This is a genomic window from Amycolatopsis sp. cg9, from assembly GCF_041346945.1.
Lineage (GTDB): Bacteria > Actinomycetota > Actinomycetes > Mycobacteriales > Pseudonocardiaceae > Amycolatopsis.
This window is the reverse complement of the sequence record NZ_CP166850.1, coordinates 5,872,668-5,898,714: the sequence shown is the minus strand read 5'-3', so window position 1 is coordinate 5,898,714 and position 26,047 is coordinate 5,872,668. Positions and strand designations below refer to the sequence as shown.

General features: G+C 72.8%; 17 protein-coding genes. 11 read left to right on the top strand and 6 right to left on the bottom strand.

The genetic code is table 11. The features are described from left to right. The first annotated feature begins 1 nt into the window (after position 1). From AB5J73_RS28115 to AB5J73_RS28085, 7 genes are all read left to right on the top strand, one after another. Complete coding sequence (locus AB5J73_RS28115) at positions 2–1,057, top strand: GNAT family N-acetyltransferase (protein ID WP_370961668.1); 1,056 nt, start codon at positions 2–4, stop codon at positions 1,055–1,057. Positions 1,058–1,097: 40 nt separating this feature from the next. Beyond that, positions 1,098–2,654, top strand: a complete 1,557-nt coding sequence (locus AB5J73_RS28110; RefSeq protein WP_370961667.1) for an amino acid adenylation domain-containing protein — start codon at positions 1,098–1,100, stop codon at positions 2,652–2,654. After that, a complete protein-coding gene (locus AB5J73_RS28105) occupies positions 2,654–3,088 on the top strand; it encodes a cobalamin-dependent protein (RefSeq protein WP_370961666.1) in 435 nt (144 codons plus the stop codon). The genes AB5J73_RS28110 and AB5J73_RS28105 overlap by 1 nt, the downstream gene beginning before the upstream one ends. After that, the gene (locus tag AB5J73_RS28100; protein ID WP_370961665.1) at positions 3,085–4,464 is read left to right on the top strand and encodes a methylaspartate mutase; all 1,380 of its coding nucleotides are present in this window, start codon (positions 3,085–3,087) and stop codon (positions 4,462–4,464) included. The genes AB5J73_RS28105 and AB5J73_RS28100 overlap by 4 nt, the downstream gene beginning before the upstream one ends. A 149-nt stretch (positions 4,465–4,613) precedes the next feature. Further along, positions 4,614–6,464 carry an asparagine synthase (glutamine-hydrolyzing) gene (asnB, locus tag AB5J73_RS28095; protein WP_370961664.1) on the top strand — a complete coding sequence of 617 codons (1,851 nt, stop codon included), beginning with the start codon at positions 4,614–4,616 and terminating at the stop codon, positions 6,462–6,464. 16 nt (positions 6,465–6,480) lie between these two features. Beyond that, positions 6,481–7,701: an MFS transporter gene (locus AB5J73_RS28090; protein WP_370961663.1), complete on the top strand. Its 1,221-nt coding sequence runs from the start codon at positions 6,481–6,483 to the stop codon at positions 7,699–7,701. A gap of 40 nt (positions 7,702–7,741) precedes the next feature. Then, positions 7,742–9,190, top strand: coding sequence for a glutamate--tRNA ligase (locus tag AB5J73_RS28085; protein WP_370961662.1), 1,449 nt, complete (start codon positions 7,742–7,744; stop codon positions 9,188–9,190). Position 9,191: 1 nt separating this feature from the next. Here AB5J73_RS28085 and ileS read toward each other — a convergent pair whose 3' ends face one another. Continuing rightward, positions 9,192–12,296, bottom strand: a complete 3,105-nt coding sequence (gene ileS / locus AB5J73_RS28080) for an isoleucine--tRNA ligase (RefSeq protein ID WP_370961661.1) — start codon at positions 12,294–12,296, stop codon at positions 9,192–9,194. 484 nt (positions 12,297–12,780) lie between these two features. On the opposite strand from ileS, the gene AB5J73_RS28075 reads away from it, so the two are divergent. Then, positions 12,781–13,749 (top strand): LysR family transcriptional regulator, encoded by a 969-nt coding sequence (locus AB5J73_RS28075; RefSeq protein ID WP_370961660.1) that lies wholly within the window; start codon positions 12,781–12,783, stop codon positions 13,747–13,749. Between the two features lie 82 nt (positions 13,750–13,831). On the opposite strand, the gene AB5J73_RS28070 is transcribed toward AB5J73_RS28075, so the two are convergent. Then, positions 13,832–14,689, bottom strand: coding sequence for a carbohydrate-binding protein (locus AB5J73_RS28070; RefSeq protein ID WP_370961659.1), 858 nt, complete (start codon positions 14,687–14,689; stop codon positions 13,832–13,834). A gap of 315 nt (positions 14,690–15,004) precedes the next feature. Here AB5J73_RS28070 and AB5J73_RS28065 point away from each other — a divergent pair, with 315 nt between their 5' ends. Continuing rightward, complete coding sequence (locus tag AB5J73_RS28065) at positions 15,005–18,037, top strand: LamG-like jellyroll fold domain-containing protein (RefSeq protein WP_370961658.1); 3,033 nt, start codon at positions 15,005–15,007, stop codon at positions 18,035–18,037. Positions 18,038–18,108: 71 nt separating this feature from the next. Here the strand turns inward: AB5J73_RS28065 and AB5J73_RS28060 are convergent, their stop codons facing one another. Both AB5J73_RS28060 and AB5J73_RS28055 read right to left on the bottom strand, forming a co-directional pair. Continuing rightward, entirely contained in the window at positions 18,109–19,641 is a 1,533-nt protein-coding gene (locus AB5J73_RS28060; RefSeq protein ID WP_370961657.1) for a nucleobase:cation symporter-2 family protein, read from the bottom strand. 155 nt (positions 19,642–19,796) lie between these two features. Beyond that, positions 19,797–20,000 carry a hypothetical protein gene (locus AB5J73_RS28055; RefSeq protein ID WP_370961656.1) on the bottom strand — a complete coding sequence of 68 codons (204 nt, stop codon included), beginning with the start codon at positions 19,998–20,000 and terminating at the stop codon, positions 19,797–19,799. Here AB5J73_RS28055 and AB5J73_RS28050 point away from each other — a divergent pair. Both AB5J73_RS28050 and AB5J73_RS28045 read left to right on the top strand, forming a co-directional pair. Further along, positions 19,999–20,751, top strand: a complete 753-nt coding sequence (locus tag AB5J73_RS28050; RefSeq protein WP_370961655.1) for a PIG-L deacetylase family protein — start codon at positions 19,999–20,001, stop codon at positions 20,749–20,751. The genes AB5J73_RS28055 and AB5J73_RS28050 overlap by 2 nt on opposite strands. Before the next feature lie 132 nt (positions 20,752–20,883). Beyond that, positions 20,884–22,395 carry an FAD-dependent monooxygenase gene (locus AB5J73_RS28045; RefSeq protein WP_370961654.1) on the top strand — a complete coding sequence of 504 codons (1,512 nt, stop codon included), beginning with the start codon at positions 20,884–20,886 and terminating at the stop codon, positions 22,393–22,395. 55 nt (positions 22,396–22,450) lie between these two features. On the opposite strand, the gene AB5J73_RS28040 is transcribed toward AB5J73_RS28045, so the two are convergent. Both AB5J73_RS28040 and AB5J73_RS28035 read right to left on the bottom strand, forming a co-directional pair. Next, positions 22,451–25,435, bottom strand: coding sequence for a family 16 glycoside hydrolase (locus AB5J73_RS28040; protein WP_370961653.1), 2,985 nt, complete (start codon positions 25,433–25,435; stop codon positions 22,451–22,453). A gap of 135 nt (positions 25,436–25,570) precedes the next feature. Continuing rightward, complete coding sequence (locus AB5J73_RS28035; protein ID WP_370961652.1) at positions 25,571–25,993, bottom strand: MarR family winged helix-turn-helix transcriptional regulator; 423 nt, start codon at positions 25,991–25,993, stop codon at positions 25,571–25,573. Positions 25,994–26,047 lie beyond the last annotated feature (54 nt).

Genomic DNA, 26,047 nt, shown 5'->3' with positions numbered 1-26,047 from the left:
GGTGGCCAGCGACTTCGTGCTCACCGGCTACGCGCCCGAAGACCGCGCGGAAGCCTGCGCCCTGCAGGACCCGCTGCTGCTCGGCGGGCCGGAAGGCAACGGGTCCTACCTGGACTGGAAGTACCACGAAAACCCTTACCTGGACGGCCGGTACGTCGTGCTCGCCCGGACCCCCGGCGGGGAGCTGGCCGGGATGGTCGGCGTGTTCGGGTCCGGCTGGGAGGTCGACGGGCAGCGGTTCGTGCTGCCGTGCCTGACCGACACGATCGTCGCGCCGGAGCACCGCAACGGACCGGTGTTCCACGAAATGGTCGACGAAGTGCTCGCCCGCCTGCGCCGGGACAACGTGCCGTGGCTGCTGGACTTCGGCGACCAGGGCACCGTCCCCGCGATGCTCATCCGCGGCTGGCAGCAGGTCGGCCCGTGGGGGCAGGCGGTGCTGAACCGCCCGGCCGGGCACGGTTTCCGGGGCCCGTGGTCCGCGCTGCCCGCCGCCCGCGGCGCCCGGTCCGGCGTGGCGATCACCGCGGCCACGGCACCGGACGTCGAGGCCATGACGGCGGTCGCGGCGGCCCTGCCCGACGACGGCCGGGTCCGCGTGGCGCGCACGGCGGCGTACTTCGGCTGGCGTGCGGCGAACCCGCTGGCGAAGTACTACTACCTTCTCGCCCGCGGGGAAACCGGTGCGGTGGAAGGATACCTCGTCGCCCATCGGTCCGGTGTGGACACCGACGACGGCCCGACCCCCACGACGGTGGTCGACTGCGAAGCGAGCAGCGGCGACGTCCAGGCCGACCTCGTCCGGCTCGCCGCCGAAACCCTGCCCGGCACGCGGTTCCTGCTGTGGACCCGCGACCTCCCGGGCGCGGTCCTCGACGAACTCGCCGGCCTCGGCGCCGAGTTCGTCGAGCCGACCGGGCGGCCCACCCGCGACCGGCCGCTGCCGAGCCTGCTGATCCGGGCGACCGGCGCGCAGACCGTCCCCGCCGCGCTGGCGGACCTGGTCAAGCCGGACTCGTGGGACTTCCGCGGGGTGTCCGGCCGCGGCTGGCGCTAGCCGGCCCCCTTCCCACCGCCAGAGGCAGAGAGGATTCCCCGTGGCCGGCCATCGAGCAGCAGGCTTCCCGGGCGCGACGCTCACCGGCGAGCACCACGAGCCGGCCGCGGCGTCCGTCGTGACCCTCATCCGCGAGCGGGCCGAAGCCACCCCCGGCGCGGTCGCGATCGAAAGCGACGGCGGCGTGACCACCTTCGGCACGCTGTGGCGGCGCGCCGTCGTCATCGCCGCCGCGTTGCGCGAAATGGGTGTGGCACCCGGTGAGCTCGTCGGGGTCGTCGCGCGCCGCACCCCGGAGAGCATCGCCGCGATGATCGCGGTGATGGCCACCGGCGCGGCCTACGCGCCCATCGACCCGACCAACCCCGCCGGGCGGGTCCGCCTCATCCTCGAGCAGGTCCGCCCCCGGTTCGTGTTGTGGGACGGGACCGGCGACGCGGACTGCACCTTCGGCTACCCCGGCGTCGACACCTCGCAGCTGCCGGAACCGGGCACGACCCCGGCCATGAACGAACCGCAGCCGGGCGACGTCGCCTACGTCGTGTTCACCTCCGGCTCCACCGGCCTGCCGAAGGGGGTCCAGGTCGAGCACCGGTCCCTGGTCAACTACATCGGCTGGGCCGAGGCGCACGTCCTGCCCGCCGCCGGCGGCGCGGCCTGCCCGGTCTTCGCGAGCATGAGCTTCGACCTGGCGCTCACCACGCTGTGGGTGCCGCTGGCGCACGGGCGCACGATCGTCCTGCTCGAGTCCTCGTGGAACTACGCGAGCCTGTTCGCCCGCCGCGCCCGTCCCTACGACTTCATCAAGGCCACCCCGAGCCACTTCCGGCTGTTCGAGCGGATGCTCGAACCGGACTACCGGGCCGTCGCGCGCCGGCTGATGATCGGCGGCGAGCCGCTGGAACCCGCCATGCTGAAGGCGATGGGCGAGCGGCTCGACGGCGTTCAGGTGGTGAACCACTACGGGCCGACCGAGACCACCATCGGCTGTTTCGCCCACCGCAGCGAGGTGCGCGACCTGCCGGACCTGCCGACCGTGCCGATCGGCACCCCGGCCTGGAACACCGGCGCGTACGTGCTGGACGAACGCGGCGAGCCGGTGGGAGCCGGCGGCCACGGCGAGCTCCTGGTCGCCGGAGCGGGCATCGCCCGCGGTTACCTCGGCGGGGACGGCGGCCGGTTCCTCGACGACCCCGCGTTCGGCGGCCGCGCCTACCGGACCGGGGACATCGTCGAGGTGCTGCCCGGCGGGACGCTGCTGCACCTCGGGCGGGCCGACGGGCAGCTCAAGGTCAACGGCCACCGCTTCGAGGAAGCGGAGCTGCGCCGGCACGCCCTGACGCTGCCGGGGGTGGCCGACGCCGCGTTCGACATCATCCGCGGCGGCACGCTCGACGTCGTCGAGGCGTTCGTCGTCTTCGACCACCGCGGGGACGCGCCGACGGAACGGGAGATCCGGGCGGGGCTGGCCACGCTGCTGCCGCCCGAGCTGGTGCCGCGGCGGATCCACGTCGTGCCCGAGATCCAGGTCAACGCCAACGGGAAGCGCGACGTCCGCGCCACCCGGGAGCAGGCCGTGCTGCAGGAGGTGCGGTGATGCCCGGCCGCGGCCTGATCGTCCTGGGCGTGACCGCCAGCGACGCCCACTCGGTGGCCAACCAGCTCATCGCCCACCGGCTGCGGGCCGAGGGCTACACCGTCGTCAACCTGGGTGCCTGCACGCCGGTCGAGGAGTTCGCGCAGGCCGTGCGCGAGCACCCGGAGACCCTCGCGGTGGTCGTCGGCAGCCTCAACGGCCACGCCTGCGACGACCTGCGCCCGCTGCCGGCCGCCCGCGCCGCCGGCGACCTGCCGTGCCCGATCGTGCTCGGCGGAAACCTGTCCGTCGGCAGCCACAAGGACGGCAGCGCCGAGGACCGGCTGCGGGCGCTCGGCGTCGACCACGTCCTGGCCGGGCTCGGCGAACTCGTGCCGCTGCTGCGCGAACTGGAGCGGCGCGCCGCTGCCGCGCGGGCGCCCCGCGCCGGATGAACGGCCCGCCGGCCCTGCTCCCCTTCGCCGCCCCCGGTGCGGAGGCCGACTTCCCGTCCACGGCCGAAGTCGTGCGCTACGCCCGCGCCCGGCCGACCGCCCGGGACGTGCTCGCGCGGGCGGTCACGCGCGGCGTGCCGGCGATCCAGCCCCGCTGCGGCGTCGGCGGCCACGCCGAGATGCTCCGGCTGCTGCGGCAGCTGGAAACCGGCGCGGCGCCGGACATCCTGACGCTGACCATCGACTCGTTCACCCGGCTCAACCGGTTCGACCAGGCGTTGCGCGCGGTCAACACGGATCCGGCGGCGCTCAACGGCTACCCCCTGGTCGCGCACGGCTGGCGGCGCGGCCGCGAGCTGGTCGAAGCGGTCTCCGCCCCGGTGGAGATCCGGCACGGCTCCCCCGACGCCCGCGCGTTGTTCCGGGTCGCCGTGGCCGCCGGCGCGACCTCGTTCGAAGGCGGCGGGATCTCCTACAACCTCCCGTACTGCAAGGACGTGCCGCTGGCGCACTCGCTCGCCTGCTGGCGCGAGGTGGACGCGCTGACCGGCGACCTCCACCGGGCCGGGCTGACGCTGGACCGCGAGCTGTTCGGCACCCTGACCGCGGTGCTGGTGCCGCCGTCGATCAGCCTCGCCGTCGGGATCATCGAAGCGAGCCTGGCCGCCGCCGAAGGAGTGGCGTGCCTGTCGCTGTCCTACCCGCAGGGCGGGAACCTCGCGCAGGACGTCGCCGCGTTGCGCGCGATCCCTTTGCTGGCCCGGCGGTACCTGCCGGACGGCGTCGAGGTCTACCCGGTGCTGCACGAGTTCATGGGGGTGTTCCCCGCCCGGCGGGTCCACGCCGATCAGCTGATCTTCTACGGGGCGCTCACCGCGCGGCTCGGCGGCGCCGCCAAGCTGGTCACCAAGACCCACCAGGAGGCGCTCGGCATCCCCGACGCCGCGGCGAACGTCGACGGGATGCGCCTGGCCGCCGTGGCGAACTCGCCGCTGCTGGACTTCGTCCGCGTCGACGAGGAGGCCGTCGAAGCGGAACTCGCGGGGATCCTCGCGGAGGTCGACGAGCTCGCCGGGCCCGTCCTCTCGGCCGCGGACCCGGCCCGCGCCGTCGTCGAGGCGTTCGCCGGCGGCACGCTCGACATCCCGTTCAGCGCCAGCAAGCACGCCCGCGGCGAGGTGCTGCCCTGCCGGGACGCGACGGGCGCCATCCGCTACGCCGCGGCCGGCGGTCTGCCGCTTTCCCCCGCTTCCGTGCGGCGGAACCGCCGGAGCCTGCGGTTGCCGCCCGGCGAACCGGACATGGCCGCGCTGGTCGACCGCGTCTCCGACGACATCGGCCACTTCCCGCGGCTGTTCGGAGAGGACACTCGATGAGCGCCCGGAAACCCCGCTGCGGCCGGGATTACCGCCCGGTGGCGCGGTGCTTACCGCGACCGGTCTCTTCGCGCCGCGACCGCTGCTAGCGTCCCCGTCGAGACTTTTTTCGTTCCCGCAGAGGAATTCGCACCCGGAGGAGCAGACGCATGTGCGGCATCACCGGCTGGGTCGCCTTCGACCGCGACCTCCGCCAGGAAACCGAAGCGCTCGCCGCGATGACCGCGACCATGTCGTGCCGCGGCCCGGACGCGGCCGGCACGTGGGTCGACCCGCGCGGGATCGCCGCGCTCGGGCACCGCCGGCTGGCCGTCCTCGACCTCGAGGGCAGCACCCAGCCGATGACGCTGGACGTCCCGGGCGGGACCCTCGCGCTCACCTACAGCGGCGAGGTCTACAACTACGCCGAGCTGCGCGCCGAACTCCGCCGCCGGGGCCACGACTTCCGCACCACCGGCGACACCGAAGTCGTCCTGCGCGGCTACCTGGAGTGGGGCGAAGCGGTCGCGGACCGGCTCAACGGCATGTACGCCTTCGCGGTGTGGGACAGCCGGACGCGGAAACTCGTGCTGGTGCGCGACCGGATGGGGGTCAAGCCGCTGTACTACCAGTCCACTTCGGACGGGGTGCGGTTCGGCTCGGAACCCAAGGCGCTGCTGGCCCATCCCCTGGCCGGCCGGGAGGTCGGGCTCGACGGCCTGCGCGAGCTGTTCGCCTTCGTCAAGACCCCGGGGCACGCGGTGTGGGCCGGGATGCGCGAAGTCCGGCCCGGAACCGTGGTCACGGTCGACGCGCGGGGATCGCGCGAACACGCGTACTGGTCGCTGAAGACGGTGGCGCACCCCGACGACCGCGCCGGGTCGATCGCCCGCGTGCGGGACCTGCTGACCGACATCGTGACCCGGCAGCTGATCGCCGACGTCCCCCGCTGCCTGCTGCTGTCGGGCGGGCTGGACTCCAGCGCCGTCACCGCGCTCGCCGCCCGGGAACTGGCCGGTCACGGCGAAAAGGTGCACAGCTTCTCCGTCGACTTCGCCAGCCAGAGCGAAACCTACGTGCCCGACGCGGCGCGGCCCACCCCCGACGCGCCTTACGTCCGCGAAGTGGCCGCGCACGTGGGTTCCGTGCACACGGAGATCGTGCTCGACGCCGGTGCGATGGCCGACCCGGCGGTCCGCCGCGCGGTGATCGAGGCCCGGGACGTCCCGGCCGGCACCGGCGACACCGACGTTTCGCTCTACCTGCTGTTCAGCGCGATCCGCAAGCATTCCACGGTGGCGCTGTCGGGCGAAAGCGCCGACGAGGTCTTCGGCGGCTACCACTGGCACCGCTCGCCCGAAGCGCAGGGGGCGGGCACGTTCCCGTGGATGTCGGCGGCGAACGGCGCCCCGGCGAACGGGCAGGGCCGCGACGGCACCGTCCTGCGGCCCGAGCTGCTCGGCCTGCTCGACATCCCGGGCTACACCCGCGACCGCTACGCCGAGGCGGTCGCCGAGGTCGAGCACCTGCCCGGCGACGACGAGGAGACCCGCGACCGCCGGGTGACGTCCTACCTCGGCATCACCCGGTTCATGCGCATGCTGCTGGACCGCAAGGACCGGCTGAGCATGGCCGCGGGGCTGGAGGTGCGCGTGCCGTTCTGCGACCACCGGCTGGTGGAGTACGTCCACAACGCGCCCTGGGCCGAGAAGAGCTTCGACGGCCGGGAAAAGAGCCTGCTGCGCGCGGCGGCCGGCGACCTCCTGCCGCACTCGGTCGCCACCCGGGTCAAGAGCGCCTACCCGTCGATCCAGGCGGCGGGCTACCTGGCGGCGTTGCGGGAGCAGGCGAACGAGCTGCTCGCCGAGCGGCCGCACCCGGTGTTCGACCTGGTGAACCGCGCCTGGCTGGCGGCCGCGGTTCGGGAGCCGGGCGCGCCCGGTGTCCGAAGTGGACTGGAACGCTGCCTGAACCTGGCCGCCTGGCTCGACCTCCGCCGCCCCCGGCTGCTGCTGTCCTGACGCGAAGGAGTTCCCGGTGTTCCGCTCGATACCCGCGGCCGCGCGCCGGATCGCGCTCGCGAGCCTGTTCCTGACGGCGGGGTACGGCGCGTTCATGACCTGCTCGGCGCTCTACTTCACCCAGGTGGCCGGGCTTTCGCCGGCCAAGCTGGGCCTCGGGCTGACCATCGCCGGCGCGGTCGGCCTGCCGGCGGGCATGCCGCTGGGGCACCTGGCCGACCGGCTCGGCCCGCGCGCGACGACCGCGTGGCTCGTCGCGCTCAACGGCGTCGGCACGGCCGGGTACCTGTTCGTGCGCAGCTTCGCCGCACTGCTGGTCACGGCCTGCTTCTTCGTGGTGGTGCAACGCGGATCGCGCGCCGCCCTGCAAGCCCTGATCGCCGGCCTGGTCGACGCCGAGGGCGTGGTCCGGACGCAGGCGGTGGTGCGCTCGGTCAACAACATCGGCATCGGCGTGGGCGCCGCGGTCGCCGGGATCGCCCTGCAGATCGCGACGCCGACGGCGTTTTCGGTCGTGCTGATCGTGAACGTGCTGAGCTACTTCGTCTCGGCGGCGCTGTTCCGGTCGCTCCCCTACGTCCCGCCGGCCCCCGCGCCGGCGGCGGGCGCGCCGAAACGGGCCGTGCTGCGCGACGCGCCCTTCGCGGCACTCACCGCGATCACCGCGGTCCTCTCGCTGCACACGGTGCTGCTGGAACTGGTGGTGCCGCTGTGGATCACCCGGCACACCCACGTCCCGACCGCCGTGGTCACCGTGCTGTTCGTGCTGAACAGCGTCGCGGTGATCCTCTTCCAGATCCGGATCGGCATGCGGGTGAGCACGATGGCGCGGGCCGTGCGCACCGCCCGGCTGTCCGGCTTCGTCCTGCTGGCCGCGTGCGCGCTCTTCTCGTTCTCGGCCTTCGGCCCGACGGCCCTGTCGATCGTCCTGCTGGTGGCGGCGGGCGCGGTGCTCGCGCTGGGCGAGATGCTCGTGTCCGCGGCCGTCTGGACGATCACCTTCAAGCTCGCCCCGCCCGGGAAGCAAGGCCAGTACCAGGGTTTCTCGATGACCGGCTACGCGGCCGCGGTCATGGTGGCCCCCACCCTGCTGACGTTCCTGATGATCGAATGGGGTTCCCCGGGGTGGTTCGTGCTGGGCGCGGCGTTCGTGCTCGCGAGCCTGCCGACGGGCGCGGTCGTGGCGTGGGCCGCGCGCAAGAACCCCCAGCCCGCCGAAGTCCCCGCCGCCTCCTGAGCCCCGCCAGTCCACCAGTCACGACCCGTGGAGTACGACCATGCACGACCTTCCCCCCGCGCCGGTGCGCACCGTCTTCGCCCCCTCGCCGATCGGCCGGCCGAGCCTCGGCCTGGTGCGCATGGCGGTCTTCAACTGGGCCTTGGCCCGCCACCACGGCGGCACCTTCGTCCTGCGCGTCGAGGACACCGACGAGGCCCGGGTGCGGCCCGAGTTCTACGAGCCCCTGCTCGACGTGCTGCGCTGGCTGGGCCTCGACTGGGACGAGGGGCCGGGGACCGGCGGCGCGCACGGTCCGTACCTGCAGACCGAGCGCCGTGAGCTGCACCTCGACGTGGCCCGGCGGCTGCTGGCGGCCGGCGAGCTGTACGAATCGTTCTCGACGCCGGAAGAGGTCGCCGAACGGCGCACCCGGGCCGGCCAGGACCCGCGGCTCGGCTACGACAACGCCGACCGGCACTCGAGCGAGCGGGAAAAGGCCGCGCACCGCGCCGCCGGCCGCCGCCCTTCGCTGCGGCTGCGCCTGCCCGCGGGCGAGACGGTCTTCGACGACCTCGCGCGCGGCGAGATCGTCTTCAAGGCGGGCGACGCGGCCGACCCGGTGCTGGTGCGCGCCAACGGGCGGCCGACCTTCGCGCTCGCCGGCCCGGTGGACGACGCGCTGATGGGCATCACGCACAACATCCGCGGCGACGCGATGCTGCCGCTGGTGCCGCGCCAGCTCGCGGCTTACCGGGCACTCGAACGCATCGGCGTCGCCCGCGCGGTCCCCCGGCTCGGGCACGTGCCGATGGTGCTCGCCTCGAACGCGAAGATCCTCAACAGCCAGGAGGATCCCGCCGCGGACGCGCTGGGCTACCGCGACGCGGGCGTCCAAGCGCGGACGATGGTCAACTACCTGGCCGCGCTGGGCTGGTCGCACCCCACGCGCGGCGGCGTCTTCACGCCGGCGGAGCTGGTGGCGGACTTCGACGTCCGGCGCGTCCGCACCCGCCCCGGCCGGCTCGACGTCAAGCGGCTGACCGACCTCGACACGACTCACCTGCGCGAGCTGACCGCCGAGGAGTTCACCGACGCGCTCCTGCCGTACCTGGCCCCGCTGGACGGGGACCGGCTCGCCCTGCTCACCCGGGCGGCTCCCGCCTTGCGGCGCCGGGCGAAGTCGCTTCCCGAAGCCGCGCGGGCGGCGGCGGTCCTCTTCGACGACGAGCCCGCCGCGATCCACGAAGCGGACTTCGACGCGCTGCAGGCCGCCCGCGACGCGCTGGCCGCCCTCACCCCGTGGACCGGAGAAACGCTCTCGGCCCTCCTCAAGGGCGAGCTCGCCAAGACGTCGGTGACGGCGGTGCGCACCGCCGTCACCGGGCGCGCCGCCGGTCACCTGCTGCTCGACTTCCTCGTCCTGCTCGGCCCCGAGCGCAGCTTGGCGCGGATCGACGGCGCCCTCGCGCGGTCCACCGCGGGGAGGCCCCGCGACCGGGTCGCCTGACTCACGCCTTGGCGACCCGCACGGCGATCTCCTCGGCTTCCCCGGACACGGTCAAGGAAGTCGCGAGGGTCTCGTGGGCGATGAAGTCCTGGTGCGCCAGGACGGCTTGCCGCACTTCCGCCGGGGCGCCGATCGTCAGGGTGATGCGGTCGGCGACCTCGAGACCGGCGTCCCGGCGCGCCTGCTGCACCACCCGGACGACGTCGCGGGCGATCCCTTCGGCCGCCAGGTCCGGCGTGACCTCGGTGTCCAGCGCGATGGTCACGCCGCGCTGCGATTCCACGACCCAGCCCGTGCGCGGGACCTCCGTCACCAGCACGTCGGCCGCGCCCAGTTCCAGTTCTTCCCCCGCCACGTCGACGGTGAACGCGTCCCGGTCCCGCAGGCTCGCCACCACGGCCCCGGGATCCGACCCGGCGATCGCGGTGGCGACCTGCTGGGTGCGCTTGCCGAACCGCTTGCCCAGCTCGCGGAAGTTCGCCTTCACCTGGACGTCCACGACCGCGCTCGCCGCGTCCAGCGGGTGCAGCGCCTTGACGTTCAGTTCGTCGGCGACGTCGTCGAGCAGGTCCTGGGGCAGCGCGACGCCCGGCGGCAGGCCGACCAGCGCGCGGGCGAGCGGCTGCCGCACCCGGATGCTCGTCGTCTTGCGCGCCGCGCGACCGGCCTCGGCCAGCGCCCGCGCGGTCGCGACCTGCCCGGGCAGCTCCGCGACGAGGAGCTCGTCCCGCACCCGCGGCCAGGTCGCGAGGTGGACCGACTCGGCCGCCGCCGGATCGCCGCGGCGGACGAGGAGCTGCCACACCTCTTCGGTGATGAACGGCACCAGTGGCGCCAGCAGCCGGGTGAGCACGTCGAGGCACTCGTACAGCGTGGAAAGCGCGTCCTGGTCCCCGGCCCAGAAGCGCTGCCGCGACCGGCGGACGTACCAGTTCGACAGGTCGTCGACGAAGTCGGCGAGCAGCCGGCCGGCACGCGCGGTGTCGTAGGCGTCCAGCTGCTCGGTGACCCCCGCGGTCAGCGCCTGCAGCTCGGCGAGGATCCAGCGGTCCAGCACGTGCCGCGCGCCGGCCGGGCGCGCCGATTCCGGCGTCCAGGCCGCTCCCGCCGCGTAGAGCGAAAAGAACGACGCGGTGTTCCAGTACGTCAGCAGGACCTTCCGCACGATCTCGGCCAGCGGCCCGGCACCGACCCGCCGCGCCGACCACGGCGAACCGGAGCACGCCATGAACCAGCGCAGCGCGTCGGCGCCGTGCGCGTCCATCAGCGGGATCGGCTCGAGGATGTTGCCGAGGTGCTTGCTCATCTTGCGGCCGTCTTCGGCCAGGATGTGGCCGAGGCAGACGACGTTCTCGTACGAGGACTTGTCGAAGACCAGCGTGCCGATCGCCATCAGGGTGTAGAACCAGCCGCGGGTCTGGTCGATCGCTTCGCAGATGTACTGGGCCGGGTAAGTCTTTTCGAACGCCTCGACGCTGCCCGGCAGGTGCGGGTACCCGAGGGACGCGAACGGCATCGCGCCCGAGTCGTACCAGGCGTCGATCACCTCGGGGACGCGGGTGGCGGTCTCCCCGCAGTCGGGGCAGGCGAACGTGATCGCGTCGACGTACGGGCGGTGCGGGTCCAGCCCGGCCAGGTCCCGGCCCGCCAGCGTACCCAGCTCGGCGCGTGAGCCGACGGCCGTGACGTGCCCGTTCCCGCAGCGCCACAACGGAAGCGGCGTACCCCAGTACCGCGAGCGCGACAACGCCCAGTCGACGTTGTGCTCCAGCCAGTCGCCGTAGCGGCCGTGCTTGATGTGCTCGGGGAACCAGTTGGTCCGCTCGTTTTCGCGCACCAGCGCCTCACGCACCTCCGTGGTGCGGATGTACCACGACGGCTGCGCGTAGTGGATCAACGGCGTGTGGCAGCGCCAGCAGTGCGGGTAGGAGTGCTCGAACTCCTCGTAGCGGAACAACACCCCGCTCTGCCGCAGTGCTTCGACGAGCGGCGCGTCCGCGTCCTTGAAGAACAGCCCGCCCACGAGCGGCACGGTGGCGAGGAACCGGCCGTCCGGGCCGACCGGGTTGACCAGCGGCAGGCCGTTCGCGCGGCAGACCGCGAGGTCGTCCGCGCCGAACGCGGGCGCCTGGTGCACCAGGCCGGTGCCGTCCGCGGTGGTCACGTACTCGGCGGGCACCACGACGTGCGCGTCGGGGATCTCGACCAGGTCGAACGGACGCCGGTAGCGCAGCCCGGCCAGCTCCGCGCCGGTCACCGTCGCCAAGACCTCGGCGTCCTCGCCCAGCACGGCGGCGACCCGCGGCTCGGCCACCACGAAGGTGCCTTCGGCGGTGCGGGCCACGACGTAGGTGACCTCGGGGTGCACCGCGACCGCGGTGTTCGACACGAGCGTCCACGGAGTGGTGGTCCAGATCAGGAGCTCGGCCCCGGCGACCCCGGCGACCGGCGTGGTCAGCGGGAACCGGACGTAGACCGACGGATCGGTCACGACCTCGTAGCCCTGGGCCACCTCGTGGTCGGACAGCGTGGTGCCGTCCTTGGCGCAGTAGGGCGCGACCCGGAAGTCCTCGACCAGCCGGCCGGCCTCGTGGATGCGCTGCAGCGACCACCAGACGCTGTCGACGTACTCCGGCGACATCGTCCGGTAGGGGTGGGACAGGTCGATCCAGTAGCCCATGCGCTCGGTGAGCTGCTCGAACTCGCCGACGTGGCGCAGCACGGATTCCCGGCAGCGGTCGTTGAACTCGGCGATCCCGAGCTGCTCGATGTCGGGCTTGCCGGAGAGCCCGAGTTCCTTCTCCACGGCGAGTTCGACCGGCAGCCCGTGGCAGTCCCAGCCGGCCTGGCGGGGCACCGAGTAGCCCCGCATCGTGCGGTAGCGCGGGAAGACGTCCTTGAAGACCCGGGCCTCGACGTGGTGGGTGCCGGGGTGCCCGTTCGCGGTGGGCGGCCCCTCGTAGAACACCCAGGGCGGGCCGTCCGCGGTCTGCTTCAGGCTGCGGGCGAACACGTCGTTGTCCTGCCACCACGTGATCACGCCGCGCTCGAGGGCACCGAAGTCGACGTCGGCCGGCAGCGGGGTGAACGGACTGTTCTCGGTCATGGTCGCGGGCTCCTCGGCTTCGTCACGTCTCGCACGGATGAGTGTCAGCTCATCCCTGCGGGGACGAAGCCCGGCTGCCCGGCTCTCCGCGGTACCACCCCGCTTGCCCCCGGCGGACCGGGTGCCCCTCGCTTCGGCCGCGTGACGTGCGACATCCCGTCCGGTTCTACCGGGGCCGGCCGGCCCGTTCTTCCGGAGGCTCCCCGGTGATCGCCGGATCGGTGCCTGTGCCCGAGCACTATACCGGCGCCTGCCCGCGTCACCCGAACCGGTGAATGCGGGCCCGGGACGTCATTCCGGCGGCGCCCGGCCCTCTTGTCGGTGCTGAGGTGCTCGGACCGGCACGCCCCCCGATCGGTCCGGGCACGGCAGTCCGGCTCGGCGGCGGAACGCCCCCCGTTCGCCGCCGAGCCCTCCCCTTTCGCGCGCACTACCCGACTCAGGTCGGGTGTCCCCGCTGATCACCCGGCCTACAGTGGGAAGCGTGGAGCTCGAACTGCGCCACCTGCGTGCCCTCGTGGCCGTCGCCGACGCGCGCAGCCTCACCCGCGCGGCCCGCGTGCTGCACGTTTCGCAGCCGGCGCTGTCCGGGCTCCTGCGCCGGGTGGAACGGTCGGTCGGCGGCGCCCTGTTCCTCCGGTCCCCCACCGGGTGCGAGCCCACCCGGCTCGGCACCGACGTCGTCACCGAAGCCCGGGCGGTGCTGGCCGGCGTGTCCGCGCTGACCGACCGGATCGGCGAACAGCGGGCGCTCACCGGGCCCCTGCGCGTCGGCGGCTACTGCGGTTTCCTGCACCTGGCCGTGTCGCGCTGGCTGGGCGAGCAGCCGTGGACCCGCGGGGTGAGCGTGCACGAGGACCAGGACGAGTCGGTCACCCTCGCCCGGCTCGCCGCGGGCGGGCTGGACCTCGCGTTGGTCTACCTGCCACCACTACCCGGCGCCGTCGTTCCCGACGGCATCGAGACCCTGGTGGTGCACCCGCGGGAGCCGGTGTTCGTGATCCTCTCGCCCGACCACCCGCTGGCCGCGGCACCCGCGGTCCCGTTCGCCGGCCTCGGCGAGCACCCGTGGGCCGACGACCCGCCGGGCACGACGCGCTGGTCGGCGTACCTGCAGCGGGTGTGCCGGCGCCACGGCGTCGTGCTCGACCAGCCGCACCAGCCGCGGTGCCTGGCCACGCTGCTGGACCTCGTCCGCGCCGGCATGGCCGTCGCACCGGCACTGGCGACGCGCGAAGACCGGCCGTCGACCGTCGCCGTGCGCGCCATCGAGGGCGAGCCGCTGTGGCAGGAGCTGCGTCTCTGCTACCGGCCGGGCACCCCGGTGGCGGCGCACGCCGGGGAGATCCACGCCGCCGTCGCGGCGAGCTACGCCGGCCGCGAGGGCTGCAGCGCCGCGTTCGACACCTGGTGGCGCGAACGCGGCCGCGAGCTGCTCGAGGACTGTTCCTGAACCGGCCGGGTCGCCCGCCGCCGCGGCGTTGCCGGGCCCGGGCGGACTCCTGGTCAGCGCGGCCGGCTTCGCGACTCCCCGCTCAGACCGTGACCCGCCAGGCGCTGTTCGGCGCCGGCACCTCGAACCGCAGCGTCGAGCAGTCGTAGTCGGCCGGTCGCGGGTTCGCGGTCGGGCGCAGCGGCGAGTTCGCCGGCGACGCCGGCACCCAGCGGCCGCCGACGCGCAGCTGCAGCGAGCTCGACTCGAACACCGAGCCGCGGGCATCCGAGCAGTAGTAGGCGTTGCCGGTCGCGGGGTTGCGCGTCGAATACAGCTCGAAGATGTCCCAGCCCTCGTCCAGCGAGCTCTGGTCGCTGCCGCTCTGGGTGAACAGCGTGTCCCACGCGCCGGTCTTCACGTTGTACAGCGAGGCCGTCCAGCTGTTGGCCGTCGTGTTGGTCCGGACCTCCTGCACGGTGTAGGCCGGGTGCCCGTCGACCGAGGTGGTGTAGCTCGCCAGGAAGGCGCTGTCGATCGGGACGACCTTCGCCGGCGACACCGAACGGCACCAGTCCCACGCCCAGACCTGCGCCGCTTCACCGAGCCCGTAGGCGGTGACGACCTCGACGCACGAGTGGCCGGTCGGCTTCATCGTGGGTGCGTACACGACGTCGTTGCGGTTGGAGATGCGCAGGCCGGGGGTGACGCTCTGGGTGACCACCAGCCCGTCGGCGCTGGTGGCGAGCTGGGGTTCGGGCCCCCAGAACGTGTGCCGCTGCGCGACGGTTTTCCCTTGGCGCAGCTGCAGGAACCGATCGGCCATCGGCCCGGCGGCCGCCTTCGCGGCGGCGCCGGTCAAGCCGGGTACGACCCCGGGCGCGGCCGCCGCACCGGCCGGCGCGATCGTGACCGCCGTGGCGGCCAAGGCACAGCAAAGGAGGGCAAGCAGCTTCCGCATCGACGCATCTCCTCGTTCCCCGGCGGACGCGAGACCGCCCGCGGAAGAAGGATGCTGGCCGGGTTTTCCCTTGCCCGGCACCGACTTTCGACGGTGCGCGCACCGCACCGCAGGTCATCGCGGTCATGCGATTCACCGTGGCGCGGTGCTATGCCGCCGTTCGGCGGATCGGCGCCGGCCGCGGTGTCGCACACCGAGAGCAACCGGCCGGCCATCCAGGGTCAGCGCACGCAAGACGGGTGTTCCCTTCTGAGCGTTTCTGAGCGATAGTGGTCGAGTCTGAGTTTTACAACGTTGTAAACCGTGGAGGACCCGATGCGCCGCCGAGTGTCGTGGGGAAGAACCTGGCTGGTCGCCGTGGGCCTGCTCGCGCAGGTCGCGCTCACCGGCGTCGCCGACGCGGCCGCCGCGGGCACCGGCTCGGGGACGCACTTCCTCGACCACTCCGCCGCCCTCGCCGGGTACGCCGATCCCGCCTGGTACGAAGCGAACATCCCGTTCGTCGACCTCCCCGACACCACGATGGAGAGCGTCTACTACTACCGCTGGCGCGTCTTCAAGGAACACCTGCGCTACACGAACCCCGCCGACGGCTGGATCTCGACCGAGTTCCTCGACTGCTGCGGTTACGCCGCGCCCTACCAGGCGATCAACGCGGCCGCCGGGCACCAGCTGACCGAGGGGCGCTGGCTGCGCGATCCGGGCTACGGCCAGGACTACCTCCGGTTCTGGCTCACCGGCCCCGGCGCGGGCGCCAAGCCCGCCACCGACGACGTCAACGCCGACACCACCGACTGGGCGCACGAGTACAGCGTCTGGCTGGCCACTTCGGCCTACGGCCAGGCCCAGGTGACCGGCGACTTCGGCCCGCTGCGCGAACTGCTGCCCGCCCTCGTGCGCCAATACCGCGGCTGGGACAAGCAGTTCGACGCCGGCCTCGGGCTGTACTGGTCCGTGCCGGTGTGGGACGCCATGGAGTTCTCGGCCTCCTCCTACGAATCGCCCAACCCCTACCACGGCGGCGCCGGCTACCGGCCGACGCTCAATTCCTACCAGTACGGCGACGCCCTCGCGATCAGCCGCATCGCCGCCTCGGCCGGCGACCGCGAGCTCGCCGCCGAGTACGCCCAGCGCGCCGCGAAGCTGAAGACTTCCCTGCAGAAGTGGCTCTGGGACCCGGACCGCGGCTTCTACTACGCGATGGCCCGCGACGACAACCCGGACCACAAGCTGTCCGGCAGCCGCGAGCAGATCGGGTACCTCCCCTGGATGTTCGGCGCCGCCCGGCCCGCCGACAGCGCGGCGTGGTCCCAGCTGCTCGACCCCCAGGGCTTCGCGAGCGCCTTCGGCCCCACCACCGCCGAGCGCCGCAGCCCGTTCTTCATGAAGGACGCCGGTTCCTGCTGCCGCTGGGACGGGCCGAGCTGGCCCTTCGCCACCGCGCAGACCCTGACCGGCCTGGCGAACCTCCTCGACGACTACCCGGCCCAGCCCACGGTGTCCAAAGAGGACTACGCCGCGGCGCTGGCGGCCTACGCGCGCACCCAGACCAAGAACGGCGAGCCCTACGTCGCCGAGGCGCACGACCCGGACCGCGACGCGTGGATCTACGACGGGCAGAACCACAGCGAGGACTACAACCACTCCAGCTACACCGATCTCGTGCTGTCCGGGCTGATCGGCCTCCGCCCCCAGAGCGACGACACCCTGCGGGTCCAGCCGCTCACCCCGTCCGCTTGGGACCACTTCGCCGCCGAAAACGTGCCGTACCACGGCCATTCCGTGACGGTGCTGTGGGACCGCGACGGCAAGCACTACGGGCAGGGCGCCGGGATGCGGCTCTACGTCGACGGCCGGCTCGTCCAGCGCTCGGCGACGCTGCGCGCCACCACGATCGACGTCGGCCGCACCGCGCTCCCCCGGCCCGGGGAACTCGTCGACGACGCCGCGAACCCGCTGCGCACCGGCTACCCGAAGCCGATCACGTCGTACACGTGGCCCGGCGACAACCCGTGGAGCGCGCTCGACGGCAAGGTCTGGTACCGCGAAGTCCCCGAGAACACCCGCTGGACCAACTACTCCTCGCCGAACGCGAGCGACTTCTACGGCGTCGACTTCGGCGCGCCCACGCCGGTCGGCGACATCCGCTGGCACGGCTACGACGACGGCGGCGGGGTCAAACCCGCCGCGGCCTACCGCCTGGAGTACTGGACCGGCTCCGCCTGGCAGGAAGTCCCCGGCCAGGTCCGCGAGCAGGCGGCCCCGGTGGGCAACGGCGTCAACCGCATCACCTTCCCGACGCTCACCACCAGCAAGGTCCGGCTCGTGTTCACGAATCCGCCGGGCGCCTTCGTCGGCGTCACCGAGCTGCAGTCCTGGACACCGTCGAGCCGCGACGCGCGGATCACCGTCGGTCCCGCCAACACAGGCGGCGTCATCACGGTCGGCGGGAGCACGCCGCTGAGCGTGACCGTGCGGAACACCACCGGCAGCCCGCTCGTCGCCCCGCGGGTGAGCGTCGCCGTCCCGGACGGCTGGTCGGTCACGGCCACCGGCCGCCCGCCCGCCGCGATCCGGCCCGGGCAGAGCCGGACCTGGGACTACACGCTGACCGCACCGCCGGGTGCCGAGCCGGGCAGCGCGGCGACGGTGACGGCGACCGCGTCCTACCGCGGCCCCGGCGGCCGGACCGAAACCACGCACCAGCGCCAGAACCTCCAGATCGCCCATCCCGCCGGGCAGCGGGACCCGGTCGGCGCCTGGAACCTCGACGAGGGCAGTGGAGCGGTCGCCCACGACAGCGCGGGAACGCACGACGCCACCTTGACCGGTTCCCCCGCATGGGTCCCCGGCACGTCCGGCACGGCCCTGCGGCTCGACGGCGCGAGCCAGTACGCGGCGACCGGCGGCCCGGTCGTGGACACCACCGGCAACTACTCGGTCAGCGCCCGGGTCCGGCTCGACCACACGGGTTCCTGGGCGACGGCGCTCAGCCAGGACGGCACCCCGAGCAGCGGCTTCTACCTCCAGTATTCGGCGGCCGACGACCGCTTGGCGTTCTCGACGAGCTCCGGCCGGGCGCTGTCGGACGTCGCTCCGCAACCCGGGCGCTGGTACCACCTGGTCGGGGTGCACGACGCCGACGCCGGCACCTACACCCTCTACGTCGACGGCGTGGCGCAGGCGAAGACGTGGAGCCAGGCGACCGGCGACGCCGCGCCGGGCCCGCTGGCGATCGGCCGCGCGGTCTCGGGCGGGCAGCACAGCGACTTCTGGCCGGGCAGCATCGACGACGTCCGGGTGTGGAACCGGGTCCTGCCCGCGAGCGAGGCCGGCCGGACCGGCTGACCCCACCCCGTCGGTGAGTCCGGGTGCCACGACCGGTCGTGGCACCCGGCCACCGGAACCTCGTCACCGCGTCAGCGCTCCTCCGGCTCGGAGCCGATCCGGTAGGACACCGGCTGCCCGTCGGAGTTCCGCACCGGAACCGGCCGGCCCCGCGCGTCCACGATCTTGCCGTCGACGACCTTGTCACCGTTCTCGAGCCGGGAAAGGACCTTCAGGTCCGAGTAGTCGATCACCCGGGTCGCCGTCGCGAAGACCGACGGCTCGCTGCCCGCCTTGCCCGGCTTCAGGTGGTTGAACACCAGGTTCAGCACGACGGCCAGCAGCGCGGCGGAGCTGATCCCGGAGTGGAAGATCGTGCCGACCCACGCCGGGAACCGGTCGTAGAAGCCGGGCACCGCGATCGGGACCATGCCCAGGCCGACGGAAGCCGCGACGATCACCAGGTTGAGGTTGCCGTTGAAGTCCACTTTGGACAGCGTCTTGATGCCGGCGGCCGCGACCGTGCCGAACAGCACCAGACCGGCGCCGCCCAGGACCGGGTACGGGATGGCCGCGACCACCCGCCCGAGCACCGGGAGCAGGCCGAGGACCACCAGCACCCCGCCGCCGGCGGTCACCACGAACCTGCTCCGGACCCCGGTGATCGCGACGAGGCCGACGTTCTGCGCGAAGGCGCTCTGGATGAAGCCGTTGAAGATCGGTGCGATCGCCGACGAGGCCATGTCGGCGCGCAGGCCGTCGCCGATCCGGCGGTGGCCGACCCGCGTGCCGACGATTTCCCCGACCGCGAGGATGTCGGCCGTGGTCTCCGTGAGGGTCACCAGCACGACGATGAACATCGACACGATCGCGGCGACGTCGAAGGTCGGCGCACCGAAGCCGAACGGGGCCGGTACCGCGAAGATCGGCCCGTTCCCCACCTGGGAGAAATCGGCCTTGCCGAGGACGGCGGCCAGCGCGGTGCCCACCACGATGGCCAGGAGGATCGAGAGCCGGGAAATCGCCGGAACGGCGATCTTGCTCAGCAGCAGGACGATCGCCAGCGTCGCCGCGGCCAGCCCGATGTCGGCGACCGACCCGAAGTCCGCGGCCTTGGCGTCGTTGCCCATCGCCCACCGGGCCGCGACCGGCATCAGGCTGAGCCCGATCACCGTGATCACCGTCCCGGTGACGACCGGCGGGAAGTACTTCACCAGCCGGGAGAACACCGGCGTGATGAGCAGGCCGAGCAGCGCGGACACGATCACCGCACCGAACACCGCGGGAAGCCCGCCATCGGCCACGATCGCGGTCATCGTCGCCACGCCGGCGAAGGAGGTGCCCTGCACCAGCGGCAGCCGCGAGCCGAAGAACGGCACGCCGTAGGACTGCAGGATCGTCGCCAGCCCACCGATGAACAGGCACGACGCGACGAGCAGCCCGATTTCGGCGGGCGAGACGCCCGCGGCGCCCCCGATGATCAGCGGGGGCGCGATGATCCCGCCGTACATGGTCAGGACGTGCTGGATGCCGTAGGCGAAAGTCCTGCCGATCCCGAGCCGTTCGTCCTCGGGCCTGCCCACCGCGGCCGCCCCGTCACCTGTCTCCGGCGTGCTCTTCGCCATCGAATCCGCCTCTCGGTGGAAGTGAGCCTCCATAGTTCCGTTCTGCGGAGGCTAACTTCCGCATGACAGAACAAGCAACAGTCAGCCGTCGGATGGCCGACCGGCCGGCCATCGCGACCACCACGCGGTGCGCTCCGGCCGAGCCGGTGTGCCGATCAGGGTGAGCAGGGTTTCGCCGCTGGACGGGCGTCGGCCGCTTGGTGGTGGGCGAACCCGAACGCCGTCACCACCGCTTCGACGGAGCGCCGCGGAGAAGGGGACACCAGCCCCATCGGGCCCGGCCCGACCGCCGCGGCGATCAGGTCTTCCGCGCCGGGCACCCCGGACAACGGGTCCTGGAAGCGGCAGGCTGTCCCCATGACACTGCCTGCCCTTCCCGAAGAGTCCTTCCGGCGTGTGCTCTGCGTCGTCGCGCACCCCGACGACATGGAGTACGGCACGTCCGCGGCGGTGGCCCGCTGGACCGCGCGCGGCATCGAGGTCGGCTACCTGCTGCTCACCCGCGGTGAAGCCGGCATGCCGAACCCGCCCGAGGAGACCGCCCGCCTGCGCGCCGCCGAACAGCGGGCCGCCTGCGACGTCGTCGGGGTCGGACACCTGACGATCCTCGACCACCCCGACGGCGTCCTCGTCTACGGCCTCGGCCTGCGCCGCGACATCTGCCGCGAAATCCGCCGGTTCAAGCCCGACGTCGTGTACCGCACCGGCCACGAGGTCGAAACGCCCTTCGGCTACGACCAGGCCGACCACCGCGCGGCCGGGCTCGCGACGCTCGACGCGGTGCGCGACGCCGGCAACCGGTGGGTCTTCCCCGACCAGATCGACGAAGAGCGCCTCGAACCGCATTCCGTGCGCTGGCTCCTCACCCCCGCCCACGGCGGCACCGGCGCCACCCACGGTGTCGACGTCACCGGCGAGCCGCTGCGCCGCGGCGTCGCCTCGCTGGAGGCGCACGCCGCCTACCTGGCCGCGCTCCCGGACCACCCCGCCCCGGCCGACCTGATCCCGAAGTTCACCGCGATGAACGGGAAGGCCATGGGCGCCGAGCACGCGGTCCTGTTCCGCGCCGACGACCTGCAGGCACCCCTCGACCTGCCCGCCGACGACTGACCGCCGGCCCAGGCCGCCGGTGCGCCGCTGTGCGTGCCTGACACCCCGTACCAGCGCCGTGTGCGCGCCCTGAGCGCGCCGCGCAGCAGCCTGAACCGGTCGCCGAGAACCGGCTGCGGAAGGGGATTCCTCATGCATGACGCAGTGATCGTGGGCGCCGGCCCGGTCGGTCTGTTCCTGGCCTGCGAGCTGGGCCTCGCGGGCTGCTCGGTCCTGGTGCTGGAACGGGAACCGGAGCCCGGCACCCCCTGGCGGACGGCCCCGCTCGGCCGCCGCGGCCTGTTCGCCACCTCCATCGCGGCGTTCGACCGCCGCGGGCTGCTGGAGCCGCTGCTCGCGGAAGCGGCCGGGCTGCCCGGGTTCGCCGGCGCCGGCGAGCCGGGCCGGCCCCGCCTGGCGGGGCACTTCGCCGGGATCGTGCTCGACGCGGCCGACGTCGACCTCACGGCCCTGCCGTTCCGGCTGCCCAGCCCGCTGCCGGACACCGTCATGACGAGCCTCGACACGGTCGAAGCGGTCCTGGCGGAGCGAGCCGCCAAGCTCGGCGTCGAGGTCCGCCGCGGGGTCGTGGTGGACGGTCTCACCCAGGACGACGAGCACGTGGTCGTGCACGCCGGCGAGCACGAGTACCCGGCACGCTGGGCCGTCGGCTGCGACGGCGGGCGCAGCGCGGTGCGCCGGCTCGCGGGCTTCGAGTTCGCCGGCACCGCGCCCCGGTTCACCGGCTACGTCGCGCTCGCCACCAGCCCCGACGTCGAAAAGCTGAACCCGGGGTTCACCCTGACCCCGGCGGGCATGTACATCCGGATGCCCGCGGAGGGGCACATCGGCGTGATGGACTTCGACGGCGGCGCGTTCGACCGCTCGCGGGAAGTCACCCGCGAGCACCTGCAGGAAGTGCTGCGCCGCGTGTCCGGTACCGACGTGACGCTGACGGCGGTCCACCTCGCCTCGAGCTACACCGACCGGGCGATGCAGGCGACGACCTACCGGCGCGGCCGCGTCCTGCTCGCGGGCGACGCCGCGCACATCGTGTCGCCCCTCGGCGGGCAGGGTCTCAACACGGGCATCGGCGACGCGGTCAACCTGGGCTGGAAGCTCGCGGCGACGATCCGCGGGCACGCGCCGGAGGGACTGCTCGACACCTACTCGCGCGAGCGCCACCCGGTCGGTGCCTGGGCGCTGGGCTGGACGCGGGCCCAGGTGGCGTCGATGCGGCCGGATCCGCACGCCCAGGCGGTCCAGAGCGTGCTGCGCGACCTGCTCGGCACCCGGGAGGGCACGACGTACGTGTTCGAAAAGCTTTCCGGCACCTCGGCCCGCTACGACCTCGGCAGCGACCGGCCGCTGGTCGGCCGGACGGCCCCGGCCTTCCGCCTGGCAGACGGGACGGCCCTCGCCGACCTGGTGCAGGACGGCCGCGGCGTCGTCCTCGACTTCAGCGCCGGCGAGGGCCTGCGTGCTTCCGCGGCGGCCTGGGAAGGCGAGGTGCGGTACGTCGCGGGTACCGCGGAAAACGACCTCGGGTTCGGTGCGGTCCTGATCCGTCCCGACGGAGTCGTCGCCTGGGCCGGAGAGCGCGTCCCCGATCGCGGCTCGTTCGACCGGGCCGCCCGGCGCTGGTTCGGCGACGCGATCGTCTAATGTGGACAGACGCGTCCGGCGGGGGCCCGGTGCACGGGCGCCCGCCGGACGACGGTCAGCCGATCGGCTCGACCCAGACGTTCCGGAACCTCGGGTTCGCACCGGCGTCACCGTGGTCCTGCAGCCGGATCGCGCCGGCGGCCGCGCCTTCCGGATCACCGCCGCCGGTCGAACCGGTGATGGCGACGTCGTTGTGGACGGTCACGCCGTTCCAGACGACGGTCACCCGGGCGTTGTCGGTCTTGGTCCCGGCGCTGTCGAACCGGGCCGCCCGGAACGTGATGTCGTAGGTCTGCCACGTCAGCGGTGCGGTCGCGGCGTTGACGTCCGGCGCCTTCTGCGAGTAGATCGAACCGGCCTCGTCGTTGGCGAGCGTGGTGTCCCCGAAGGAATCGAGCACCTGCAGCTCGTACCGGTCCTGCAGGTAGACGCCGCTGTTGCCCCGCGCCTGCCCGGTCACCTCCGGCGGGTATTGCGGCTCGTACCACTCGACGTGGAGCTTGAAGTCGCCGAACTTCTGCCGGGTCCGGATGTCCCCGCCGAGCGCTTCCACGGACCCGCCGGAGATCGGCCACGTTGCCGCGCCGCCGGATCGGAGCTCCCACGCGTCCAGGTTCGTCCCGTCGAACAGCGGGACGCGGGTGGCCGCGGTGACGGTGATGTTGTCGAGGTTGACGTTGCCGGTGTCGCCGCTGTCGAACCGGTAGGAGATCGAGTTGGCGCCCGCGGCGAGCGAGAGGGCTTCCGGCTGCAGCGCCCAGTTGTCCCACGTCGTCGTGCTGGCGAGCCGGGTCTGGCGGACCTTCGCGCCGTTGACGTAGACGCTCACGGATTTCGTGCCGGCGCTGGGGTTCGGGCCGTTCGAGTACCGCAGGCCGACGTTGTAGGTCCCGGCGGACGGCACGGTCACCGCGAACGTCGTGGCGGCGCCGGAGTTCCAGTACCCGTCGACGAATCCGGTGGCCTGGTAGCCCGGGTGGTCGGTGTTGACGCCCGCGCCGCCGCTCAGCGTGGCCCGCTCCGCTTCGTAGGTCAGGGCGGCGGGCGGGCCACCCACCACGGAGTTGAGGGTGTACCACGCTTCCGTGCTCCACAACGGCGTGCCGGATTCGGCCGCGAACGGCCGCGGCGACCGGACGTGCACGACCCGCCCGGCCTGCAGGCCGGCGATCCGCAGCGTGACCTTCTTGCGGTCGGCGGACACCGTCGTGCCGGTGACGGCGAGCGTCTGCTCGTCGACCTTCGGGCCGCCGTACGCGGCCGTTGGCGCGTACCGCCATTGCGAGACCTGGTACTTCGTGCTCAGGTCGGCCACGGTCGCCGCGGACAGCGGCTGGGTGTACTCGAGTTCGAACCCGCCCGCGACCGCCCGCATGGCGAGGATGTCGAAGGTGCCGGCGCCGTTGGGCGTCAGCTTCTGCAGGCCGTAGGCGAGCTTGCCCGGCTGCCCCCAGTTTCCGCCGCCGTCGATCCCGCCGGTGTAGATCGCGCCGTCCGGGCCGAGGCTGATCCGGCTGACCCCGGACTCGAGTCCTTGTGTCATCCGGAAAACCGCGCCCTGGTACTCGCCGTTGACCTTCTCGAGGTAGACCCGCTGCAGGCCGCCGTAGGTCACGTCGCCGTAGACGAGCTGGCCGGCGAAGGTGCCTTGGGTCAGCTGGACCGGGTTGCTGGGCGAGTTCGCGATTTCGTTGTGCGGCAACCACACCACCGGCGCGGTCACCGGCTGCGCGTCGAACGGGCCCGCCGGGTTCGTGTAGTGGTTGAAGAACCGGTTCTGCTTGATGCGCACGAGTTTGTTCGCGGGCAGCCAGCCGCCCTGGTTGTCGGTGACGAAGACGTCGCCTTCCGGGCCCCAGCCGATGCCGTGCGGGGTGCGCAGGCCACCGGCGATGGTCGAGACGGCACCGGTGTTCTTGTCGACCTTGAGGGTGACGCCGCGGCCCGGCGCGGGCTGCGGGCTGGTCGTCGCGCCACCGAGGTCGATCGCCACCGAGAGGTTGAGGTAGAAGAACCCGTCCCGGTACAGCAACCCGAACGCGAACTCGTGGAAGTTGCCGCCGAACGGCCAGGTCGCGACCGTGCGGTAGACGTCGGTGACGCCGTCGCCATCGGTGTCGTCGAGTTCGACGAGCCGCGTCTTCTCCGACACGTACAGCTTGCCGTCGACGTACTTGACGCCCATCGGTTCCTTGAGGCCACTGGCGATCCGCTGGGTCCGCACCCGGGACGGGTCCGTGGTCCCGGTGGCGTTGCCGATCAGGTGGACTTCACCGGCGGTCGTGTTCGAACCGCCCCAGGTCGCGATGGCGAGGCGCCCGTCGGGCAGCCAGTCCATCCCGGTCACCTGCGGCTGGAAACCGCCGGGGCGCAAGTCGGTCAGCGTGAAGCCGGGGTGGACGCCGGTCAGCGGCAGGCCGTCGCCGGGCGAGTCGGCGGTGCCTTCGCACTCCTTCTTCCCCGGCGACGTCACCCGCACGACCCCGGCGTCGGTGCTGAGCACGGAGGTGGGCACCACCGCGAAGGCCGACGAGCCGGGCGGCTGCCATTCGAGGGTGAGCTGCTGCTCGCCGGCGTTGTCGAAGTGCTCGATCCGCAGCGCGTGGTAGCCGGTGGTCAGCGCGACCGAGCCGGTCACCGCGGCCGAGCTGTGCAGCCCGTCGTTGGTGATCACGACCTGCCCGTCGACGCTCAGCCGCGAGCCGTCGTCACTGGTCAGCCGGAACTGGTGGGTGCCGGCCGTCGCGATGGCGATGTTGGCGGTCACCTCGGACACGAAGAAGTCGCCGACCCCGAAGTCGCCGGTACCGGTCCAGTTGATCGACGGCATCAGCTTGTCGACGTTGGGGGTCAACCCGGGCTTGATGGTGCAGAGCTTGGTCAGCTCGGTCTGCATGTCGAACACCCGGAGCGTCACACCCGGCTCTTGGGGCGGCACGGCGGCGTGCGCCGGCCCGACGACGACGGCGGACAGGGCCGTGAACAGGACTGTTAGCGCCAGAAGTGCCCGGCGGCAGCGTTCGCGGACAGCCAGAAGCATCGTTGCTCCTCGGGGAGAGCCAGGGTCTCTACCTGACGCTCAGTGAGGGTAGGGACGACTTTTGCATCAAGTCAACGAAAGTATGTCGCGTTTGAGCAGAATTACGCCGTCCAGACGCAAAAGTCGGCGGCTGCCTCAGGCCGTGGGGTCCGGCCCCAGCGCGCGATCCAGCAGCTCCCCCAGCTGATCGACCTGGGTGGCCGACAGCTCCTGGAACGACGTCGTCACGACGGCGTCGACCAGTTCCTGCCCCTCGGCGCGCAGCCGCGCGCCTTCCTCGGTGAGCCGGTGCCGCACCGCCCGCCCCGGGCCCGGGACGCGTTCGATCAGCCCGCGCTCCGCCATCCGGGTGGCCAGCGAGCCGAAGGACTGGTCGGTCTGGAAGGTCAGCACCGCCAGGTCGTGCAGCGAGGCGTCCGGCCGGGCGTGCAGGTGGCGCAACGTGTCCCACTGCACGAGCGAGAGCCCGAGCGGCGCCAGCGCGCGGCTCAACGCGCGGTGGTGGCGGTACTGCAGGCGCTTCACAGCCAGGGCGACGTCACCGGGGCGGTACTTCATGCGCCCACCTTAAGCCCCGCGAGACCAGGTTGCTTATCTAAGCATCCTTATATA

Bases quoted from the DNA above. Each gene is read 5' to 3' on its own strand.
- AB5J73_RS28105 (WP_370961666.1), top strand. From the start codon at position 2,654: ATGCCCGGCCGCGGCCTGATCGTCCTGGGCGTGACCGCCAGCGACGCC.
- AB5J73_RS28100 (WP_370961665.1), top strand. From the start codon at position 3,085: ATGAACGGCCCGCCGGCCCTGCTCCCCTTCGCCGCCCCCGGTGCGGAG.
- asnB (WP_370961664.1), top strand. From the start codon at position 4,614: ATGTGCGGCATCACCGGCTGGGTCGCCTTCGACCGCGACCTCCGCCAG.
- AB5J73_RS28085 (WP_370961662.1), top strand. From the start codon at position 7,742: ATGCACGACCTTCCCCCCGCGCCGGTGCGCACCGTCTTCGCCCCCTCG.
- ileS (WP_370961661.1), bottom strand. From the start codon at position 12,296: ATGACCGAGAACAGTCCGTTCACCCCGCTGCCGGCCGACGTCGACTTC.
- AB5J73_RS28070 (WP_370961659.1), bottom strand. From the start codon at position 14,689: ATGCGGAAGCTGCTTGCCCTCCTTTGCTGTGCCTTGGCCGCCACGGCG.
- AB5J73_RS28065 (WP_370961658.1), top strand. From the start codon at position 15,005: ATGCGCCGCCGAGTGTCGTGGGGAAGAACCTGGCTGGTCGCCGTGGGC.
- AB5J73_RS28060 (WP_370961657.1), bottom strand. From the start codon at position 19,641: ATGGCGAAGAGCACGCCGGAGACAGGTGACGGGGCGGCCGCGGTGGGC.
- AB5J73_RS28050 (WP_370961655.1), top strand. From the start codon at position 19,999: ATGACACTGCCTGCCCTTCCCGAAGAGTCCTTCCGGCGTGTGCTCTGC.
- AB5J73_RS28055 (WP_370961656.1), bottom strand. From the start codon at position 20,000: ATGGGGACAGCCTGCCGCTTCCAGGACCCGTTGTCCGGGGTGCCCGGC.
- AB5J73_RS28045 (WP_370961654.1), top strand. From the start codon at position 20,884: ATGCATGACGCAGTGATCGTGGGCGCCGGCCCGGTCGGTCTGTTCCTG.
- AB5J73_RS28040 (WP_370961653.1), bottom strand. From the start codon at position 25,435: ATGCTTCTGGCTGTCCGCGAACGCTGCCGCCGGGCACTTCTGGCGCTA.
- AB5J73_RS28035 (WP_370961652.1), bottom strand. From the start codon at position 25,993: ATGAAGTACCGCCCCGGTGACGTCGCCCTGGCTGTGAAGCGCCTGCAG.